This window comes from Enterobacter cloacae complex sp. CDL013 (assembly GCF_049238805.1).
Lineage (GTDB): Bacteria > Pseudomonadota > Gammaproteobacteria > Enterobacterales > Enterobacteriaceae > Enterobacter > Enterobacter hormaechei_C.
In genome coordinates this window covers 155,345-174,180 of record NZ_JBMKGT010000007.1, presented here as the reverse complement: position 1 = coordinate 174,180, position 18,836 = coordinate 155,345, and the positions used below count along the sequence as shown (strand labels likewise).

Sequence of the window (18,836 nt, the reverse complement as noted above, 5' to 3'; positions counted from 1 at the left end):
TGTCTTGTATTTGCACGATAGTGCTGTTTATGATGCTTACTCTACGAGAGGAGAGACAAACGTGCAATCAAAACGTGCAGATATACGCATCATCAACAGCGAAACGTTGTCCGACAACTGGTATAACCTGAAAAAATACACTTTTGACCTCCAGCGCAGCGATGGCGACTGGCAGCGGCAAGAGCGTGAAGTGTATGACCGGGGGAATGGCGCGACGATCCTGCTCTATAATCGCGACAGCAAAACCGTCATTCTGACGCGTCAGTTCCGTTTCCCGGTGTTTATCAATGGTCACGAAGAGGATCTCATTGAGGCGGCCGCCGGGTTGCTCGATAACCTTGACCCGGAAAGCCGGATTAAGGCCGAAGCGGAAGAAGAAACCGGGTTTAAGGTGACGCGCGTAGAGAAAATTTTTGAGGCCTATATGAGCCCGGGCTCGGTCACCGAGAAACTCTACTTCTATCTGGCGGAATATCATCCGCAGGATCGGACCAGCGCGGGCGGCGGCGTTAAAGCTGAGGGGGAAGATATCGACGTGCTGGAAATGACGCTGGACGACGCGCTTCGGGGCATTGAAAATGGGCAGATCGTCGACGGAAAAACCATCATGCTGCTCTATCACCTGGCCCTCAAAGGCATTTTATAATCTCACCATTAGGCAGATACCTGCCCCGGCGCAGGTATTTGCCTGTGCTATTCTTGCTGAACACCTCAACATGGAGATGCGAAAATGGCCGACTGGGATCCCTCTCTTTATCTACAGTACAGCGCAGAACGCACACGTCCCGCCGCTGAGTTACTGGCCCGGGTGCCGCTTGCTGACATAACCTCAGCCGTGGATTTGGGCTGCGGGCCAGGCAACAGCACCGCGCTGCTGAAACAGCGCTGGCCTTCTGCGCAGATCGCCGGCGTGGATAACTCCCCGGCCATGCTGGAGGAAGCCCGACAGGCCCTGCCAGACTGCCACTTTGTTGAGGCAGATATCCGGCACTACAAACCTGACCAGCCGCTCAGCCTGATCTACGCCAACGCCTCATTGCAATGGATCCCGGACCATTACCACCTTCTGCCACACCTGGTTTCACTGCTCCAGTTAAACGGCGTGCTGGCGGTGCAAATGCCTGACAACTGGCTTGAGCCGACGCACGCCCTGATGCGTGAAGTTGCCTGGGAACAGGGCTACCCCGATCGTGGCCGCGAGCCATTGCCGGGTATCCATGCCTACTACGATATTCTGACGGAAGCGGGATGTGACGTGGATATCTGGCGCACCACCTACTTCCATCAGATGAGCTCTCATCAGGCGATTATTGACTGGGTCAGCGCGACGGGGTTACGGCCGTGGTTACAGGAACTCAACGAAAGCGAGCAGAAAAACTATCTGAAACGCTACCTTGAGCTGCTGGAAGAGCAGTATCCGCTCCAGGAGAACGGGCAGATACTGCTGGCTTTTCCGCGCCTGTTTATGGTGGCTCAGCGGGTTCCGTAAGCCGGATCAGGAACGCGCTTCCTTGAGCAACTGCTGAATCACGGCCTCCTGCTTGTCGTAGTTACCTTCGCCAAACGCGGTGTAACGCAGTTGCCCTTTCGCATCGAAATAGTAATGCGCTGGCCAGTACTGATTTCCGAACGCGCTCCAGATTTTGTAGTTATTATCCGTCACTACGGGGTACGGCAGCTGCCATTTATTGACCGCGTTTTTCACCGATGATAACGGCTTTTCCCAGGGGTATTCCGGGGTGTGGACGCCAATCACCACCAGACCTTGTGACTCATATTTCTTCGCCCAGTCTCGAACATGCGGAAGGGTATGCTGGCAGTTGATACAGTCCCAGGTCCAGAAATCGATAAGCACAACTTTCCCCCGCAAGGCCTCAGACGTGACAGGGTCACCGTTTACCCAGCCCGTACCGCCGCTTAATGATGGTAGCTGGCTGCTCGGCGTTGCGTCAGCGACTGGTTGCAGTTTCACCTGCGTGGAGGATGGTTGCGCAAGGCTCAACAGAGCGTTTTCCAGCTGGTCGGCAATACCGTTGGCACCTTTCAGGGCTGAGGTCATCCCGCTGGCGTTGAACGCAACGGCAGCTAACATCATCACTCCCGCTCCCTGACGCAAACGCGCCATCAATGCGGATTTGGCTCTCAGAGGGGTTATCAGCTTACGGCCCCCCGCGACAAGCAGCCCCAGCATCAACGCGCATCCACTGCCGTAAGCGGCTAACAGCGCTCCGGTTGCGATGGCCGAGTGGCCCGCAATATTAATGCTGAAGATCGCCCCGAGAATCGGTCCGGCACAGGGGGACCACAGAAGTCCAACGGCCAGCCCTGCCAGAAAAGCCGAAACCAGGCCGTGTCGCTGAACGCTGTGGGTGTTGAGAACGTTTCCCGCACTGACCGCCGGACGGGCAATGCGCTGAGCAAACTGCGGGAAGATCAGAGCCAGGGCAGCAATGCTCAGTATCAGCAGCGCAATCCAGCGACCGATAACGGTGGCGTCAGCGATCCACTCGCTGGCAACCGTTACTACCATCGCCACCAACGTGAACATCACAATCATTCCCGCCAGAAGCGCCAGAATGTGTTTGCGCTGCCCCTGAAAGCTAGCGAACAGCAGAGGAATGACGGGAAGCGTGCACGGACTGAGCAGGCTAATCATGCCGCCCAAAAAAGCGATTATCAGAAACATAACGACCTCACGATACGGTTGCTGCGAAGGTGCAGTGAGGTTATTTGACCGTACGAATGTGTTCAGGCCGTGTGCGAAAAGCTGAATTTTGTCTGCCTGCGTATCGGCATGGGGTGCAGATACACAGGCGTACAATTAACCGCGCGGAAGAGTCACGCTTACGGCCAACCCGCCCTCTGCCCGGTTTGCAATATGCAATTTCCCGTCAAGCTGGGCGGTGAGCTGCGCGGCAATGGCGAGGCCTAACCCGGTGCCGCCCGTTTCGCGGTTGCGCGACGTTTCAACCCGGTAGAACGGCTGTAACACCGCCTCCAGTTCTGCCTCCGGGATGCCGGGGCCGTTATCCATAATACGGATCGCTACCTGCCTTTCATCTTCATCAATCTCTATAACCGCGCTATCGCCAAACTTGAGCGCATTATCCAGCAGATTGGTCATTACCCTGCGCAATGCCTGTGGACGAGTAACGATCGGCAGACGCGCATTGCGTGCATGAAACTGCACGTTTTTACCAATGTCCTGATAATCACTGGCGATGCTGTTAACCCACGCGTTCAGCTCCAGCTTCAGCGTGGTCTCTTCCAGTGATTCTGATGACCGGGCATAGGCAATCCCCTCCCGTACCAGGCGCGACATATTATCCAGGTCGCTCAGCAGCTTATCGCGGAGTTCGGGCTGATCTGCCATTTCGATCCGCAGCTTCATGCGCGTGATGGGCGTCTGGAGATCGTGAGAAATGGACGCCAGAATCTGCGCGCGTTCACGCAGATACGTTTGTATCCGCGACTGCATCTCATTAAAAGCGTGTGCAGCCTGGCGCACTTCAACCGGTCCTTTTTCAGTCATCGGTGAATGGGCCGCAGGATCGAGGGAATCAACCGCACGCGTGAATTGCAGGAAAGGCCGGACAACCTGGCGTACGGCAATCCAGGAGCAGAGCGCGACAAGTAACAGCTGAAGAACTAGCACCACGGGTAACCAGCTGGCGACAGGCGGCATGCGCGGGATCAGATCGATAGTGAGCGGTGCGCCGTCGCGGAGCGTCAGATGGGCCTGAATATGGGAGATCGGCCCTGGCACCGCCGTAAACTGGAGCGGATATTGGGCTGAAAGCGTCTCTTTCAGGGTGCGAATTGCATCCCGCGAGCGCTTGTCCGTTGGCGCGGCGCCTGCCTCGCCGGGGCCAAGGATATAACGATAATTACCGCGACTGAGCCGTTCCAGCCACTCTGGCCGCTCTTTGGCCGGAAGCCGGTCGAGAATGGCCACGCTGGTCGCCACGTCATTCTCAAGATTGCCCAGCATAACCGTGCGCGCGCTGTGCATTCGCTCAACCATGACCAGCGTCAGGCTGAGCGCGTTAGCCAGTAAGAGTCCAAGCAGCACAATGATCAGCAGCCGGGCCAGTAAGGTGCGGGGCCATAGTGTCATTCATTGGCCTCGACGATGGTCACCGGCATGGTAAAAACGTAGCCTTCGCTGCGAACGGTTTTAATGTAGGCCGGCGTGCGGGCATCTTCATTCAGGCGCTGTCGCACGCGGCTCACCAGGAGATCAATCGAACGCTCAAACAGCTCGGCATCACGTCCCTGCGTCAGGTTCAGCAGCTGATCGCGGGTCAGCACCCGTTGAGGATGATCGAGGAATACGCGCAAAAGGCGATATTCCGCCCCGCTGAGCGCCACAACCATCCCCTCGTTATCAATCAGATGACGCGCCACGGTATCCAGTTGCCATTCCCCGAACACCACCAGGCGCCCTGCCTCGGTCACCTGAAGATTAGGCGGCATAGTACGAAAACGACGCAGGATAGCTTTGATACGCGCCAGCAGTTCGCGGGCCACAAACGGTTTCACCACATAATCGTCGGCGCCCATCTCCAGTCCCAGGATCCGGTCCGTGTCCTCGTTGCGCGCGGTGAGCATCAGGATCGGCAGATCCTTATGCCTGCTGCTGCGCAGCTGTCGACACAGCGTCAGGCCATCATCGCCGGGCATCATCACGTCCAGCACCACCAGGTCGATATGCTGTTTGTCGAGCACTACGCGCATCTCTTTCCCGTTCGCCGCGCCAGAGGCGTGGTAACCGGATTTCACGAGGTAATCGACAATCAGTTCACGAATATCCCTGTCGTCATCGACGACAAGGATGTGATCAATATGCTCCACCGCAGGCTCCTGATTAAGAGGTAACGGATTGAAAATAGCACATATCAGAGCTTATCCGCGTCGACAACGGCTTTAACAAAGTCCTGCGGATCTTCCTGCGGCGGGTTGTGGCCAACCGTTGCGCCGAAAGTACGGTGCTCATATTTTCCGGTGAATTTCCCTGCATAGGCTGCGGGTACAGGATGTGGTGCTCCGTTGTTACCGCCCTCGATGGTGATGGTCGGCACCGTAATATTCGGCAGCGTAGCCAGCTTTTGTTCGTAGGCGTCATATTTCTGCTCACCCTTCTCCAGCCCCAGACGCCAGCGGTAATTACTGAGCGTGACGGCAACGTGGTCCGGGTTATCGAGGGATTTGGCGCTGGCATTGAAGGTGGCATCGCTGAATTTCCAGTCAGGCGAAGCCTGGGACCAAATCAACCGGGCAAAATCGTGCGTATTTTTAGCATAGCCCTCCGCCCCGCGCGGCGTGGCGAAATAGAACTGATACCACCACTGAACCTCTGCCTTCGGCGGTAAAGGCTGTTTGCCAATCGCCTGGCTGCTGATCAGGTAGCCACTTACCGAGACCAGCGATTTCACCCGTTCCGGCCAGAGCGCTGCAACGATATCTGCCGTACGCGCCCCCCAGTCATAACCGGCAAACACCGCCTGTTTGATATTCAGGGCGTCCATCAGGTTGACGATGTCTTTTGCCATTGCCGAAGGCTGGCCGTTTCGCGGCGTTTTATCAGAAATAAAGCGTGTGGTGCCGTACCCGCGCAGGGACGGCACAATGACACGATACCCCTTCGCGGCCAGCGCGGGGGCCACTTCTTCATAACTGTGAATGTCGTACGGCCAGCCATGTAGCAGGATCACCGGTTGCCCCTCTTTTGGCCCGATATCGATGTAACCGACGTTCAAATCGCCAGCGTTAATCTGTTTAACCTGGTTAAAGGCCGACGCGTAATCCTTACCCGTCGCTTCTGCCTGACAGGACATCACGGTGCCAAGTGATACGGTCAGGGCGACGGCTGAGTATGCGAGTTTATTAAACATGATGTTATCTCCGGGTAAGTTCAGTTGACGGAGATATAACACCATGCGTTTGTACAGGAGATGTGTGCGGATGCGGTTTTATTGCATACCTGTGTATGTATCACAGAGGCAGATACAGTGTGATACAAACCCAGGTATTAAACGACTAAAGCGAGATTCGGTACCGGACGTAATCGTCGGCTTCACCATAGTGATCATACAGCTTACGCGCAGGATTATTCATGCGGGTTACCCAGTAGAGTTTTGACCACCCTTCCCGCTTGCCTTCATCGATCAGGGCGTCGATAAGCGCTTTACCCGCCCCTGCGCCACGTTCGGCAGCGTCAACAAACAGATCTTCCAGATAGCAAACGGGCGCGGTTGACCAGGTCCCTTCATGCAGGACGCACATGGCGAAGCCGATGACGCGGCCGTCCTTCTCCACGACACGGCAAAACAGAGATGATGAATCTGCGAGCGCCCTGTCCCAGGTGGCCGCGGTAACGGACTCGTCAAGGTAGCACTCATAAAAATGGGTATAGCCATCCCACAGCGGTCGCCATTGTGGGTAATCATCTGTGCATAAAGGACGTACGGTTAGCGTCATCTGTTCTGACCTTACAAATCAATTGCCATTTCAATACAGCGTAAATGCGCGTCGGCCATACGCGAGTAATGCGTATTTTCACCCAGCATGGCAAAACCCACTAGATTTTGCAGCCATGGCGAATCGCTTCGTTACGGACGTGCCAGAGTGTTTCGGCTTCTTCGGGCCTGGCTTTTCTCAGCATCATATAACCCCTTTTATGGATAAACCTGAATAACAAAAGCACGACCAAATAGAATGTGATATTGATGAAAATACCAGAACCCAAACAAAAGCATAACGCTTAATTATGGAGATCAGCGGATGACCATACCCACGCTTACCACCGAGCGCCTGATATTACGCCCCCTGATTGCAGAAGATGCCGTCCAGATCCAGCAACACTATCCGCGCTGGGAGATTGTCCGCTATATGGTGGCTTCAGTCCCCTGGCCCTACCCGGAAAACGGTGCAGAAAATTATGTCAACAACGTTGCACTGCCCGATATGGCCAAAGGGATTGCGTGGTTCTGGACGATTCGCCGTCACGAAGCGTCTGACGAACTGATGGGGTTGATTTGCCTGTATGACGTGGAGGACAACAACCGGGGCTTCTGGCTCGCGCCGGAATTTCAGGGCCAGGGATATATGCGCGAGGCGAGCATTGCGGCCACGGATTACTGGTTCAATACGCTTAACAAACCGGTGTTGCGCGCGCCGAAAGCGGCTGCAAACAGCCGCTCCAGACGTATTTCAGACAGCAGCGGCATGCGGCTCATCAGGACGGAGAAGAAAGCCTATGTCAGCGGCCTGCTGGATTCGGAGCTGTGGGAAATCACCCGCGACGAGTGGAATGCCCGTCAGGTCAGCTGATAATGCTTATCCGGCATCAGTCTTTCAGGTATGTTCTCTTCATCGTTCATCTGCAACAGATCGCGCTCCATCATGTTGCAGATGGCGTCCAGCGGCAGATCGTTATCTTCCGTTCCAAACGGATCTTCCAGCTCTTCCGCCAGCGTGTCCAGCGAGATAAAGGTGTAGGAAATCAGTGCAGAGACAAAGGGCGTCATGTAATGCAGATCAACGACCAGAGCAAACGGCAGCATGATGCAGAACAGATACACCGTCCGGTGCAGGATCAGCGTATAGGCAAACGGGACCGGCGTATTGGCGATACGCTCACAGCCAGCCAGCACGATGGACATATCATTCAGGCGGTTGTTGAGGCTGTGAAACAGAATGTCTGAAAGGTGCCCGCTACGCCGCCGCACGGCCAGCCACTCCCCCATGATCAGCAGGATACGGTTCGCCGGCGAGTTGGCGTCCATCACTTTGCGTAAATCGTCTGGAGCCAGATAGCGGGACAGCTGATCGGCATTGGTTTCTCTGCGTAGAGTCATTCGCAGACAGTTAGCAAACGCGATTTGCAGGCGGACAAACTCTCCAAGATGTTTATCATCCGGCAAGGTGTTTTTTACCTCGCGAAACAGCGAGCGCGCCGCTATCATCAACTGCCCCCAAAGCAGACGCGCCTCAACGTAGCGCGAATAACAGGCGTTATTGCGAAACCCCAGGAAGATGGCGATAGCCACACCCAGAATGCTGAACGGCGCGACGGTAAACCGGATACCCAGCGAGGTGTACCACGGCAGCATGACAATCACGGCGATGGAAAGCAGGAAGTTAAGCAGCAGTCGGGTATAAATTTTGGGAAGTACCGAACCATGCCAGACAAAAATCAGTTGCAGCCAGTGCTGTTGAGGACGAACAATCATAATCAGCTTCAGAAAAGTAAAGAGCGCGGCTATTAAACGTGATCCCCCTCACGGTTGCAAGCATGTTAATAGTTCATTGCATTTTCTGACCTGTTAAGCCTGAACCGCACGGTGCCGCAAGTGCGTTCTAAAAAAAGAACGGATAGTATGTTGTAACTAAATAGGGTCTTTAAAAAACCCGGCCAACGCCGGGCATTATGATTAGCAGAGCGGTTTCACCGCATCGCGCATGCCTTTGCTTAAAATTGCATCCAGATCCAGCGCAACCTGTTCTACCAGTCCGTTCACCAGAGTGAGATCCTGTTCCCAGTGCTCGCTCACGCTTAACACCGACGATACCAGTTCACGGGTAGTGACCTGTTTGTCGTGATGTTGCGTCCACAGCTGCTGGTAACGTTCAAGCCAGTGCGCATCGTCCTGCACCGGATAGCGCTCACCGTTGCGCTCGGCACGGTAAAATGCAATCAGCGCCGCCAGAGCAAAGGTCAGACGTGCTGGCAGTTTGCCGGTCGCCTTCTGCCCTGCCAGCAGTTGCGGCAGAATGCGGGTGCGGTACTTGGTCATCCCGTTCAGTGCAATCGACAGCAGCTGATGCTTAATGTACGGATTACGGAAACGCCCCGTTACGGCACTGGCGAAGGAGTGCAGCTCGTCGCGCGGCAGATCCAGGACCGGAATAATCTCCTCATAAATAGCCTTCTCTACGAACGCGCAAATTTCCGCGTCGTTCATGGCTTCCCCAACCGTATCCAGGCCGGCCTGAAAAGCGACCGGAACCAGCGCCGTGTGCGCGCCGTTGAGGATCGCCACCTTACGCTCTTTATACGGTTTGATATCGTCAACAATCAGGACGTTGAGTGGGTATTTATCCAGGCGCAGTTCAGCTGCAAGTGATTTCGGCCCCTGAATAACAAACAGATAGAAATGTTCCGCCGTGTCGAGGAAGCTGTCGTGATAGCCCAGCCCGGCTTCCAGCTCTGCCACCTCATCACGCGGATAGCCGGTAACAATGCGGTCAACCAGCGTCGAACAGAAAGTGTTAGCATCATTCAGCCACGCAATGAATGCCGCCGGCAGTGCCCACTCCTGTGCATAACGTAGCACCAGTTCACGCAGGGCATCGCCGTTGTAGTCGATAAGCTCACAAGGAATAATGATCCAGCCTTTATCCGCAGCCCCGTTAAAGTAGGTAAAGCGTTCGAACAGCAGACGCGTCAGTTTGGCCGGATAGCTGGCAGCAGGCGCATCGTCAAACTTATCCCCCGCATGATAGCTGATGCCCGCCTCCGTGGTATTGGAGAAGACAAACCGCATGTCCGGGTTATGGGCGAGCGCCAGAAATTCATCGTACTGGCTGTAGACGCTGATTTCACGATTTACGGAACGAATAAGACGCGCATCGCTTACCGCTTCTCCCTGCTCATTCAGACCACGAATAATTGTGGTATACAGACCATCCTGGGTGCTCAGCGACGGCGGAAAATCGCTCTGGATCGGCCGCACAATCACCACACCGGCATTGAGATCGGTATGCTCGTTTAAGAGGTCGATTTGCCAGTCAACGAACGCGCGCAGGAAGTTACCTTCGCCAAACTGGATGATACGTTCAGGGTAGCACGCACCGGGGAAATCACGACGGTTGAGAGTGTTCACAATGGAGGTCCTTTATGATTAGTCATACAGCCTGATAAGATTGGTGTGATAACTTATCAAAACTTCAGGACCAGAACCCCTGTCTGGATCAACTCAGGACGCGATGGTGAAAAATATCAAAGAAATTTATAGAACACCGAGGTCGCCGTCATGTCCCCGTTCGGCATCAGGGCGTAGCGTGGGATCTCCCCCGCCTTTTGCCAGCCCGCTCTCTGATAAAACGTCTCCGCGCCGCTGCCGGTCGAGGTATCAAGCACCAGCACCGTAAGCGCTTTTTCACGCGCAACCGCCTCCAGGGATTCCATCAGCGCCATTGCCGCCCCTTTACGGCGCGCCTTCCCATGAACCAGCAGTTTCGCGACATCTGCACGGTGCGGCTGGTTTTCAGGCTGATCGGTGATCAGCTGGACCGTGCCAACCAGCCCCTGCTCCGCATCAAAACAGCCCAGGACGGTACACTCGTCGCGCCCGACGCTGTCTGCGACGCCGAGCCAGAAGGTTCGGGCTTTCCCGGCAGAAAAAGGCAGCATAAAGCTGACGGAGGCGCCGCCGTTGACACAGTTGACGAGAATATCGTTCAGGGCATCAATGTGGGTGAGGATGTCCTGTCGGGAGAGAGGTTTAATCAGCATGGGAGAGTTCATTGCGCGTCCTTAGGTTGAATCTCTCCACTTTGCTATTAACATTTTTGTAACGCAATAAGCGATGACATAGGATTTCGTTATGTCATTTTTCGCCGTGGTGTTGCCGCTTCATGGCGTACATTTGCGCATCCGCGTGTTTTAACCATGCCTGAATATCGTTGCGGTGATGATCGAACTCGCTCAGCCCCCAGGAGAACTGTAACGACCAGGGATGTAGCTGACGCGCGTTATACTTTTCCGTTTGTTCGACGAGATACTGCATGGCGATCCAGGCGCCAGGCTCATCGGTATCCGCAAACAGCACCGCGAACTCATCTCCCCCGAAACGTACCAGTAGATCGGCCTCGCGGAACGAGGAACGCATCAGGGCGGCCATCGCTTTCAGAGCTTTGTCACCCTCCTGATGTCCGAAGCGATCGTTAATGGTTTTGAAATGGTCCAGATCCAGCCAGCCAAGGGTTAACGGTTCTGCCCGACGCTGCGAAACCGACAGTGCAAACTGCGCAAACTGGTTAAACCCGCGACGGTTAAACAATCCCGTGAGTTCATCGGTCGTGGCGGCGCTAACGGCTGCAAATTCATCCTCCGCCAGCGCGCTGAGATCGGCCAGTACGGCGGCATCCGCCGCGGTAAACTCCCGCGGCGCGTAATCAATGAGACACAACGATCCTACGCACGCCCCGTCGCGTAAACGCAGCGGGAAACCGGCATAAAAGCGCACGCCCGGATCTCCCGCCACCTGCGGATTATCCGCGAAGCGTTCGTCCAGCAGCGTGTCACTCACCACCAGCGGCGCGTCACCCAGGATCGTATGACCGCAAAACGAGAGGTCGCGAGGCTGGCTGGCGAGTGCCCGGCCGTCAGCAGATTTCACGATCGCGGCGTGGTCATCCACCAGCGTAATCATCGCCAGCGGCACCCTGAAAAAGCGTGTTGCCAGCCGCGTAAGACGATCAAACGCGGGATAATTGTCGATCTCAAGCAGACCGGATTCGCGCAGCGCATTCATGCGCTCCGCTTCATTAACGGGAATTTGAGGTGCCTTCATAACGTCTCCTGACGCTGAGCATTAGTAAAAGCGTAGCTTAAACAGAGACATTGTCAGTTCAGGAGGCACGATTTACCTCTATGACCAGCCAATGATGGATTACGTTGACGATATACTGTTGTTGCTGCGCACTCAGCGGCACGCCCTGCGGAATAGCGTGCCACTTAGCCAGACAGCCCCGACAGCAGGTTGCCGTGGCATGCTGGGCGATAAAAACCGGATGGCCGCGCATCGGCGTCTGCTTACCGTCATTCACCGGGTGTGCAGGCGCCAGCCGCGCGGCGACAAAATCGGCGGCATGCTTATCGATAGTCTCTGCGCCCTTATCCCAGCAGTATTGCCGCTCTTTCGTCCCTAAATGAAATCGTGAACGAAACGTGGAGCGAGCCAGGCGCGCGAACAGAGGATCTAACGTGGACATCAGTATACGGACCGTCCAAGACGTTTGGTCAGCTGTTCCAGCGCCGCTACGCCCGCCAGTGAATTTCCGGTCTCGTCCAGTTCCGGGCTCCAGACGGCAATCGCCATCTCGTGGGGGACAATCGCCACGACCCCACCGCCAACGCCGGATTTAGCCGGCAGCCCCACGCGCCAGGCAAACTCCCCGGCATTCTGATACATTCCGCTGGTTGCCATTAAGGCGTTGATCTGCCGGGCCTGCATCGGGGAGACAACGTCCTCGCCCAGATGAGGGGCATGGCCCTGATGCGCCAGAAACAGAAAAGTCTGCGCCAGTTCAACGCAGTTCATCTTCAGCGCGCAGTAATGAAAATAGTTTTGCAGCACCGTGGCAACGTCATTATGAAAGTTGCCGAAGGACTTCATCAGCCAGGCGATGGCGGCGTTACGTGCAGAGTGTTCAAACTCAGAGCGCGCTACCACCGGATCGTAGGCGATGTCCTGCACGCCGGAAAGCTGCCGCACAATCTGGAGCATCCGCTGGCGCGGCGCGCTCAGCCGGCTTTGCAGCATATCGCACACCACCAACGCCCCGGCGTTAATAAATGGGTTACGCGGCTTACCCTGTTCGATTTCCAGCTGAAGAAGGGAGTTAAACGGCTGACCGGACGGATCTTTGCCCACCCGCTGCCAGATCTCCTGCTCGTCATACTGGCGCATGGCGGCAACGAGGCTAAGCACTTTTGAGATCGACTGAATGGAAAATCGCTCCAGCGCGTCTCCCGCCTGAAAACGCTGCCCGTCGACAGTACAAATGGCGATGCCGAGCTTATTACCGCTGATCGAGGCCAGCGCGGGAATGTAATCGGCAACCTTACCCTGCCCCAGTAACGGACGAACCTGCGCCAGAATCTCGTCCAGCATCTCATTATGGATGACCGCAGCCACACTTTGCTCCTTGCCCTCAGGCTAAAACGGGCTGCGAGTATAACAGAGGCTTATACGTCACGTCAGGCAGGGAGACGAAAACGCGAGACGGCCTGCAACAAAAGATCGGACTGTTGATGCAGGCGCTCAGAGGCATTTGACGCTTCGCTAACCAGCACATCAGTCTGACGTGATACCTGATTCAGCGCCTGAAGCTGACGGGTCATCTGATGGATGCTATCCCCCTGATTCAGGGTGGCCAAGGAAATATCATTCAGCAGGCTGCTCAGATTCGCCACCAGCCCGGTGACCTGTTGCAAATTCTCTTCCAGACGGTTTACCACCTGAGATCCTTCCTCAATGCCCTGAAGCGAGTGGTTAATCAGCGCCTGGATGGTTTGCGTAGAGTGACTGCTTTTTCTGGCCAGCAACCCCACTTCCCGGGCGACCACCGCAAATCCGCGCCCCTGCTCTCCTGCATGGGCGGCTTCAATGGCAGCATTGAGGGCGAGAATGTTGGTCTGAAACGCCACGCTATCGATCATCGCGACGATCCCGCGCATCTCTGAGGATCGGTCGACGATCGTCTGCATCGAGCCATTCACCGCCGTCATCATTTGCTCCCCGCCTACGGCAGCCTGTCGGGCCTCATCCGCGCGCGAGCGGGCGAGTTTTGCATAACCTGTGTTCCCCTCAACGTGGGTTTCGAGATCGGCGATATGCGCGGTCACCTCCTCCAGCTCTTTGGCTTGTCGCGTAGACTGCTGATAAAGCTTCTGATTCCCCTGCGCAAGTGACCCAATATTTTCAACCATGGCGGTAGTGGCCTCGCTGACCTGAGTCACCAGCTGCTGTAGCCCAAGCTGCATGGCGGTAATACTGCCGCAGAGCTGGCTGATTTCACGGTTAAAGCGCACAACGTCAGGCGGCGTGCCTGACAAATCCCCTGCCGCAAGCTGGTTAATATGGATAATCAGACGGCGTAGCGGGGATATCACCCACTTCGCCATTCCAAACCAGACGGCTATGGCAATGGCCAGCAGCACCAGCGGCGCAAACAGGAACAGCCGTTGCAGGCCTGAGAGTTGTTCCATGAGCGACTGACGCCCCTGTATCGCCTGCTTCTCACTCCGTTGCTGATAGCGTGCAAAGTTGTCATTAAAATCGGTCTGAAAGGCCTGGGCGGGTACGGCAAAAAAGAGGTCGATGCTGTTGGTTTTCACCAGCCCTTCCGCCTGCTCGCTAATGGCACCGAAGAACAGCTGATAGCTGTTAACAAGCCCCTCGTCCTGCGGAGGATTAAGTGCGAGCCATGCTTGCCATGCCTGTTTAGACGCCGCCAGGGATTTTTGCGCCTCGTCCATCAGGCTATGCCAGCTCCCTTCCGAGCCGGTCTCTTTATCCTGCATAAAGTACACGCCGGAGCGGTTGAGCAGATCGCTCGCCGCAAGCAGCGAAATACGGGCCTGATCCAGCCTGCTCTGCTGCTGCCAGGCCAGCTGATTGCGCTGTTCGTTACGCTGGGCTTCATTCAGGGAGGCGGTGAGCAGGAAGGAGGAAGAGAGTTGCAGGGCGGAGAAAAGGCCAATGATACAAAAGATGCCGGTCAGCAGGCCAAACTGACGAGGAATAAAGCGCGGCGCAAGACGACTAAAAATTTGCGTTAGGTTCATAATTTTCTTCTGTAACAATACGTTAGACGCGGCGAGTCTACGAAACGAAAATGACAGAACCATTACGCAAAAATGACAGGAAACGTGAACTGCCGGGTAGCGGCCTGGCCTTACCCGGCAACAATATTAGATGCGATCCTTCCACACCGTCTGCACATTACAGAACTCATGCAGACCGAAATGAGATAGCTCTCGCCCGAAGCCGCTCTTCTTCACTCCGCCAAAGGCAACGCGCGCATCGCTTGCGCTATAGCCGTTGATAAAGACTCCGCCGCACTCCAGCTCGCGAGAGAAGGTTTCAGCCAGCGCATCGTTCGCGGTAAAGACCGTCGCCGATAAGCCAAAATCGCTGTCGTTAGCCAGCTGCAACGCGTGCGCCGCATCATTGGCGACGGTAATCGCGGCCACCGGGCCAAACAGCTCCTGACGGAAGGCCGTCATCTGTCGGGTGACGCCGCCGAGTACGGTTGGCGCATAATAGTTACCGCTCCCGGCAAGCTTCTCTCCGCCGAGCAGCAGGGTCGCCCCTTCCGCCAGCGTAGCCTGCACCTGCTGATGCAGTTCATCGCGAAGATCAAATCGCGCCATCGGGCCAATATAGTTATCTTCCTCATCCGGTGCGCCCATCTTCAGCGCCTTGACCGCGTCAACAAAGCGTTGGGTAAAGGCGTCCGCTACGCCCGCTTCCACAATAAAGCGTTTTGCCGCCGCACAAACCTGTCCGGTATTCTGATAACGTCCGGCCACCGCCGCGTTGACGGCCAGATCAAGATCCGCATCGTTCAGAACGATAAACGGATCGGAACCGCCCAGCTCCAGCACGCATTTCTTCAGCGCCGCGCCCGCCTGCGCGCCAATTGCCGCACCAGCCCGAACGCTGCCGGTTACGGTCACCGCCGCGATACGCCGATCGTTAATCGCCTGGCTGACGCCGTCATTCGTCGCGTTCACCCAGCCAAAGACCCCCTCCGGGAAACCGGCATCCGCGAATACCTTCCCGATCAGCTCCGCCGAGCCGAGCACATTAGGCGCATGTTTAAGCAGATAGCTGTTCCCTGCCAGCAGGATCGGCACCGCACCGCGCAGCACCTGCCAGAGCGGGAAATTCCACGGCATCACCGCAAGAATAGGTCCCAGCGGACGGTACTCAATCACCGCATTTTCGACCTGGGTTGATTCCGGGTGCAGCATCGACGGGCCGTGTTCAGCGTACCAGTCGCAAAGGCTGGCGGACTTAGCCACCTCCGCACGCGCCTGCACAATGGGCTTGCCCATCTCCCGGGAGATAGTCTGCGCCATCTCTTCCGCACGGCTACGCAGTGCCGCACCCAGATCGCGAAGTTTTTGCGCCCGGTGCGCCACGCTTTCGCGTCGCCATTGACGAAAACCGGTATCCGCCTGTGCAATGGCACGCTCAACGTCACGGGACGTTGCCCACGGGTAAGCAGCCAGCGTTTCGCCGGTGGCCGGGTTGACAGAGTGGGCATGGGTAGCAGATGAATACGTCATGATGTTCTCCACGTAATAACAGTTGATTGATTGTGGCCTACTCTGCTATTTCTTAAAAATGAATAATACTCACCACCTTATTCACGAATCGAGAACGGTATGGACTTAACACAGCTTGAGATGTTTAACGCCGTCGCACTGACCGGCAGCATTACCCAGGCGGCGCAGAAGGTACACCGGGTGCCGTCAAACCTCACCACCCGCATCCGACAGCTAGAAGCGGATCTCGGCGTGGAGCTGTTTATTCGCGAGAATCAGCGCCTGCGGCTTTCCCCCGCCGGGCACAATTTTTTGCGCTACAGCAAGCAGATCCTGGCGCTGGTCGACGAAGCGCGAATGGTCGTCGCCGGGGATGAACCGCAGGGATTATTCTCGCTCGGCGCGCTGGAAAGTACCGCCGCCGTGCGCATTCCGGAAAGTCTGGCGCGGTTTAACCAGCGCCATCCGCGCATTCAGTTTGCGTTATCCACCGGGCCTTCCGGTACGATGATTGACGGCGTGCTTGAAGGGACGCTTAGCGCCGCCTTTGTCGACGGGCCGCTCTCGCACCCGGAACTGGAAGGAATGCCGGTTTACCGGGAAGAGATGATGCTGGTCACCCCTGCGGGCCACGCGGAAGTGTCAAAAGCCACGCAGGTGAGCGGCAGCGACGTGTATGCCTTTCGCGCCAACTGTTCTTACCGGCGTCATCTGGAGAGCTGGTTCCATGCCGACCGCGTAACGCCGGGAAGGATCCATGAGATGGAGTCCTACCACGGGATGCTCGCCTGTGTGATTGCCGGGGCAGGCATTGCGCTGATGCCCCGCTCCATGCTGGAGAGCATGCCGGGGCATCATCAGGTGGCGGCGTGGCCGCTGGCGGAAAACTGGCGCTGGCTCACCACCTGGCTGGTGTGGCGACGCGGGGCGATGACTCGCCAGCTGGAGGCATTTATCGCGCTGCTGAACGAGCGTCAGCCACCTGCGCCCAGTTGTTAAAGTTGAACGTAGTCCTGGAGTCGAAGGAAAATTTTTCCCTTCATATACAGCGTGGCCTGCCCGCCAATCAGCACGCGGTCGCCTTTCAGCTCGCAGCGCAGATCCCCGCCGCGCAAGGAGACCTGGCGGGCCGACATCTGCGTTTTACCAAGCTTTTCGCTCCAGTACGGGATCAGCATGCTGTGAGCTGATCCCGTCACCGGATCCTCCGGCACCCCTTCCCCCGGGCAGAAGAAGCGGCTGACGAAATCATACTCATCTCCCGGCGCTGTAACGCAGACCATTTTCCCCAGCGGGAGCATGGCAGTGATATCCGGCGTCAGCGCCTCCACCTGCCGCTGGCTGTCGAGCACCACCATGTAGTCACGCCCCACACGGACCTCGTTTGTCGCGTTAATGCCCAGCGCGCTGAACAGCACTGGGGGTGGAGTATCGACAACCTCGGTTGACCACGCCGGGAAATTAAGCGTCAGCCAGTCGCCGCTGCGTTGTACCGTCAGTTCGCCGACAAAGCGCGTGGTGAAGGTGATTTCCGTATGCGGATAATCCAGGTATTCAAAAATAACCTGAGAAGCCGCGAGGGTTGCGTGGCCACAGAGGTTAATTTCATCCTGCGTGGTAAACCAGCGCAGCTCAAACCCGTTATCCGTTCGGACAAAAAACGCCGTCTCTGACTGATTATGCTGCTTCGCCATCTTCAGCAGCGTCTCATCCGGTAGCCACGCTTCCAGCGGACACACCGCCGCCGCATTGCCGCCGAACGCCCTGTCGCTGAAAGCATCTACCAGATAAAAATCAATTTCCTGCATCGTTGGTTCCTCTTAGATTTATTCAGCGCAGAAATACTGTGCCCTTCAGATACAGCGCCGCCTGCCCGCCCATCCGCACGCGGTCGCCCTTGAGTTCGCAGCGTACGTCTCCTCCACGGGCGGAAACCTGGCGGGCAAACATCTGTGTTTTGCCAAGCCGTGCACTCCAGTAAGGGATCAGCATGGTGTGCGCGGAGCCGGTGACAGGATCTTCCGGCACGGCCACGCCCGGCGAGAAGAAACGACTGATAAAGTCGTATTCTCCTTCGTCCCGGGCGGTGACGGCCACTTTATGCTCCCCCGGCGTCATGGCGGAGAAATCCGGATTAATGGCTTCCACCTGCTCGCGGCTCTCCAGTACCAGCACCCAGGCGCGGCCTTTTCGCGCCTCGACGTAGCGGGTGATACCGAGTGCGGTGAGCAACTCCGGTGGCGGCGTCTGCGCCTGCGTCGGGCAGGCCGGGAAGTCCAGCGTCATCCAGTCACCTTCACGGCTGACGGTCAGGCGACCAGAGGCAGTGTCAAAATGAAGGCGTGAGTCCGGATAATCCAGTTCGTTAAACAGAATATACGCCGCGGCAAGCGTCGCGTGACCACACAGATTAACCTCGGTTAGCGTGGTGAACCAGCGCAACTCGATCCCCCCTTTGGTACACACAAAAAACGCGGTTTCCGACTGGTTATGCTGTTGTGCCATCCGCAGTAACGTCTCATCCGGTAGCCACGCGTCGAGGGGGCACACCGCCGCCGGGTTGCCGCCAAAGGAGGACGCGCTGAACGCATCTACCAGATAAAAATCAATCTCCTGCATTGTGTTACCGCCTGTTTTTGTTGTGTTGTTCTTTATCTTCAATGAAAACAACCGCGTTCGCTACCGCTGCATGAAGGTAAATTTTGTGATTCATATCACATAACGGTTGAGTTTTCGCCGTTTAAGGCTTTAAGATCGTCTCCTCATCTTT

Annotated in this window: 19 protein-coding genes; 4 read left to right on the top strand and 15 right to left on the bottom strand. The window is 56.4% G+C overall.

Going from position 1 to position 18,836, the window contains the following annotated elements; translation table 11 throughout:
* The first annotated feature begins 61 nt into the window (after nt 1-61).
* On the top strand, nt 62-646 hold the full coding sequence (locus ACOTXD_RS15945; protein WP_001190898.1) for a GDP-mannose pyrophosphatase nudK: 585 nt from the start codon (nt 62-64) through the stop codon (nt 644-646).
* 84 nt (nt 647-730) lie between these two features.
* Entirely contained in the window at nt 731-1,489 is a 759-nt protein-coding gene (gene tam / locus ACOTXD_RS15940; protein WP_023314159.1) for a trans-aconitate 2-methyltransferase, read from the top strand.
* A 6-nt stretch (nt 1,490-1,495) separates the two neighbouring features.
* Here tam and ACOTXD_RS15935 read toward each other — a convergent pair whose 3' ends face one another.
* The 5 genes from ACOTXD_RS15935 to ACOTXD_RS15915 all read right to left on the bottom strand — a co-directional run bounded on the left by ACOTXD_RS15935 (nt 1,496) and on the right by ACOTXD_RS15915 (nt 6,480).
* Nucleotides 1,496-2,686 carry a cytochrome c biogenesis protein/redoxin gene (locus ACOTXD_RS15935; protein ID WP_061856108.1) on the bottom strand — a complete coding sequence of 397 codons (1,191 nt, stop codon included), beginning with the start codon at nt 2,684-2,686 and terminating at the stop codon, nt 1,496-1,498.
* 135 nt (nt 2,687-2,821) lie between these two features.
* Entirely contained in the window at nt 2,822-4,117 is a 1,296-nt protein-coding gene (locus tag ACOTXD_RS15930) for an ATP-binding protein (protein WP_023324654.1), read from the bottom strand.
* Nucleotides 4,114-4,854, bottom strand: a complete 741-nt coding sequence (locus ACOTXD_RS15925; RefSeq protein WP_022651194.1) for a response regulator — start codon at nt 4,852-4,854, stop codon at nt 4,114-4,116. Before ACOTXD_RS15925 ends, ACOTXD_RS15930 begins: the two co-directional genes overlap by 4 nt.
* Before the next feature lie 44 nt (nt 4,855-4,898).
* Nucleotides 4,899-5,894: an alpha/beta fold hydrolase gene (locus tag ACOTXD_RS15920; RefSeq protein WP_045333041.1), complete on the bottom strand. Its 996-nt coding sequence runs from the start codon at nt 5,892-5,894 to the stop codon at nt 4,899-4,901.
* Between the two features lie 145 nt (nt 5,895-6,039).
* Nucleotides 6,040-6,480 carry a GNAT family N-acetyltransferase gene (locus tag ACOTXD_RS15915; protein ID WP_003857152.1) on the bottom strand — a complete coding sequence of 147 codons (441 nt, stop codon included), beginning with the start codon at nt 6,478-6,480 and terminating at the stop codon, nt 6,040-6,042.
* A gap of 303 nt (nt 6,481-6,783) precedes the next feature.
* On the opposite strand from ACOTXD_RS15915, the gene ACOTXD_RS15910 reads away from it, so the two are divergent.
* Nucleotides 6,784-7,332 (top strand): GNAT family N-acetyltransferase, encoded by a 549-nt coding sequence (locus ACOTXD_RS15910; RefSeq protein ID WP_126501222.1) that lies wholly within the window; start codon nt 6,784-6,786, stop codon nt 7,330-7,332.
* Here the strand turns inward: ACOTXD_RS15910 and ACOTXD_RS15905 are convergent.
* The 8 genes from ACOTXD_RS15905 to sad all read right to left on the bottom strand — a co-directional run bounded on the left by ACOTXD_RS15905 (nt 7,320) and on the right by sad (nt 16,087).
* Entirely contained in the window at nt 7,320-8,234 is a 915-nt protein-coding gene (locus tag ACOTXD_RS15905) for a bestrophin family protein (RefSeq protein ID WP_003857155.1), read from the bottom strand. The two genes, ACOTXD_RS15910 and ACOTXD_RS15905, sit on opposite strands and share 13 nt — an antisense overlap.
* A gap of 201 nt (nt 8,235-8,435) precedes the next feature.
* Complete coding sequence (locus ACOTXD_RS15900; RefSeq protein WP_061856112.1) at nt 8,436-9,887, bottom strand: tagaturonate reductase; 1,452 nt, start codon at nt 9,885-9,887, stop codon at nt 8,436-8,438.
* 116 nt (nt 9,888-10,003) lie between these two features.
* The gene (locus tag ACOTXD_RS15895) at nt 10,004-10,531 is read right to left on the bottom strand and encodes a GNAT family N-acetyltransferase (protein WP_421766458.1); all 528 of its coding nucleotides are present in this window, start codon (nt 10,529-10,531) and stop codon (nt 10,004-10,006) included.
* A gap of 82 nt (nt 10,532-10,613) precedes the next feature.
* On the bottom strand, nt 10,614-11,579 hold the full coding sequence (locus ACOTXD_RS15890) for a sensor domain-containing diguanylate cyclase (RefSeq protein WP_032609205.1): 966 nt from the start codon (nt 11,577-11,579) through the stop codon (nt 10,614-10,616).
* Between the two features lie 58 nt (nt 11,580-11,637).
* Nucleotides 11,638-12,000 carry a DUF4186 domain-containing protein gene (locus ACOTXD_RS15885; RefSeq protein ID WP_003857163.1) on the bottom strand — a complete coding sequence of 121 codons (363 nt, stop codon included), beginning with the start codon at nt 11,998-12,000 and terminating at the stop codon, nt 11,638-11,640.
* On the bottom strand, nt 12,000-12,926 hold the full coding sequence (gene glsB / locus ACOTXD_RS15880) for a glutaminase B (RefSeq protein ID WP_003857165.1): 927 nt from the start codon (nt 12,924-12,926) through the stop codon (nt 12,000-12,002). The genes ACOTXD_RS15885 and glsB overlap by 1 nt, the downstream gene beginning before the upstream one ends.
* 62 nt (nt 12,927-12,988) lie before the next feature.
* Complete coding sequence (locus ACOTXD_RS15875) at nt 12,989-14,578, bottom strand: methyl-accepting chemotaxis protein (protein ID WP_032609201.1); 1,590 nt, start codon at nt 14,576-14,578, stop codon at nt 12,989-12,991.
* A 126-nt stretch (nt 14,579-14,704) separates the two neighbouring features.
* Nucleotides 14,705-16,087, bottom strand: a complete 1,383-nt coding sequence (gene sad / locus ACOTXD_RS15870) for a succinate-semialdehyde dehydrogenase (RefSeq protein ID WP_023324648.1) — start codon at nt 16,085-16,087, stop codon at nt 14,705-14,707.
* Between the two features lie 99 nt (nt 16,088-16,186).
* Between sad and ptrR the strand changes: the two genes are divergently transcribed.
* A complete protein-coding gene (gene ptrR, locus ACOTXD_RS15865; RefSeq protein ID WP_061856114.1) occupies nt 16,187-17,065 on the top strand; it encodes a putrescine utilization regulator PtrR in 879 nt (292 codons plus the stop codon).
* On the opposite strand, the gene ACOTXD_RS15860 is transcribed toward ptrR, so the two are convergent.
* Both ACOTXD_RS15860 and ACOTXD_RS15855 read right to left on the bottom strand, forming a co-directional pair.
* Nucleotides 17,062-17,874 (bottom strand): PhzF family phenazine biosynthesis protein, encoded by an 813-nt coding sequence (locus ACOTXD_RS15860; RefSeq protein ID WP_061856115.1) that lies wholly within the window; start codon nt 17,872-17,874, stop codon nt 17,062-17,064. The two genes, ptrR and ACOTXD_RS15860, sit on opposite strands and share 4 nt — an antisense overlap.
* Before the next feature lie 22 nt (nt 17,875-17,896).
* Nucleotides 17,897-18,685, bottom strand: coding sequence for a PhzF family phenazine biosynthesis protein (locus ACOTXD_RS15855; protein ID WP_045349925.1), 789 nt, complete (start codon nt 18,683-18,685; stop codon nt 17,897-17,899).
* Nucleotides 18,686-18,836 lie beyond the last annotated feature (151 nt).

Coding starts and splice junctions, on each gene's coding strand:
- ACOTXD_RS15855 (WP_045349925.1), bottom strand. CDS start 18,685: ATGCAGGAGATTGATTTTTATCTGGTAGATGCGTTCAGCGCGTCCTCC.
- ACOTXD_RS15935 (WP_061856108.1), bottom strand. CDS start 2,686: ATGTTTCTGATAATCGCTTTTTTGGGCGGCATGATTAGCCTGCTCAGT.
- ACOTXD_RS15920 (WP_045333041.1), bottom strand. CDS start 5,894: ATGTTTAATAAACTCGCATACTCAGCCGTCGCCCTGACCGTATCACTT.
- ACOTXD_RS15890 (WP_032609205.1), bottom strand. CDS start 11,579: ATGAAGGCACCTCAAATTCCCGTTAATGAAGCGGAGCGCATGAATGCG.
- ACOTXD_RS15885 (WP_003857163.1), bottom strand. CDS start 12,000: ATGTCCACGTTAGATCCTCTGTTCGCGCGCCTGGCTCGCTCCACGTTT.
- ACOTXD_RS15915 (WP_003857152.1), bottom strand. CDS start 6,480: ATGACGCTAACCGTACGTCCTTTATGCACAGATGATTACCCACAATGG.
- ACOTXD_RS15930 (WP_023324654.1), bottom strand. CDS start 4,117: ATGACACTATGGCCCCGCACCTTACTGGCCCGGCTGCTGATCATTGTG.
- ACOTXD_RS15875 (WP_032609201.1), bottom strand. CDS start 14,578: ATGAACCTAACGCAAATTTTTAGTCGTCTTGCGCCGCGCTTTATTCCT.
- sad (WP_023324648.1), bottom strand. CDS start 16,087: ATGACGTATTCATCTGCTACCCATGCCCACTCTGTCAACCCGGCCACC.
- ptrR (WP_061856114.1), top strand. CDS start 16,187: ATGGACTTAACACAGCTTGAGATGTTTAACGCCGTCGCACTGACCGGC.
- ACOTXD_RS15895 (WP_421766458.1), bottom strand. CDS start 10,531: ATGAACTCTCCCATGCTGATTAAACCTCTCTCCCGACAGGACATCCTC.
- ACOTXD_RS15905 (WP_003857155.1), bottom strand. CDS start 8,234: ATGATTGTTCGTCCTCAACAGCACTGGCTGCAACTGATTTTTGTCTGG.
- ACOTXD_RS15860 (WP_061856115.1), bottom strand. CDS start 17,874: ATGCAGGAAATTGATTTTTATCTGGTAGATGCTTTCAGCGACAGGGCG.
- tam (WP_023314159.1), top strand. CDS start 731: ATGGCCGACTGGGATCCCTCTCTTTATCTACAGTACAGCGCAGAACGC.
- ACOTXD_RS15910 (WP_126501222.1), top strand. CDS start 6,784: ATGACCATACCCACGCTTACCACCGAGCGCCTGATATTACGCCCCCTG.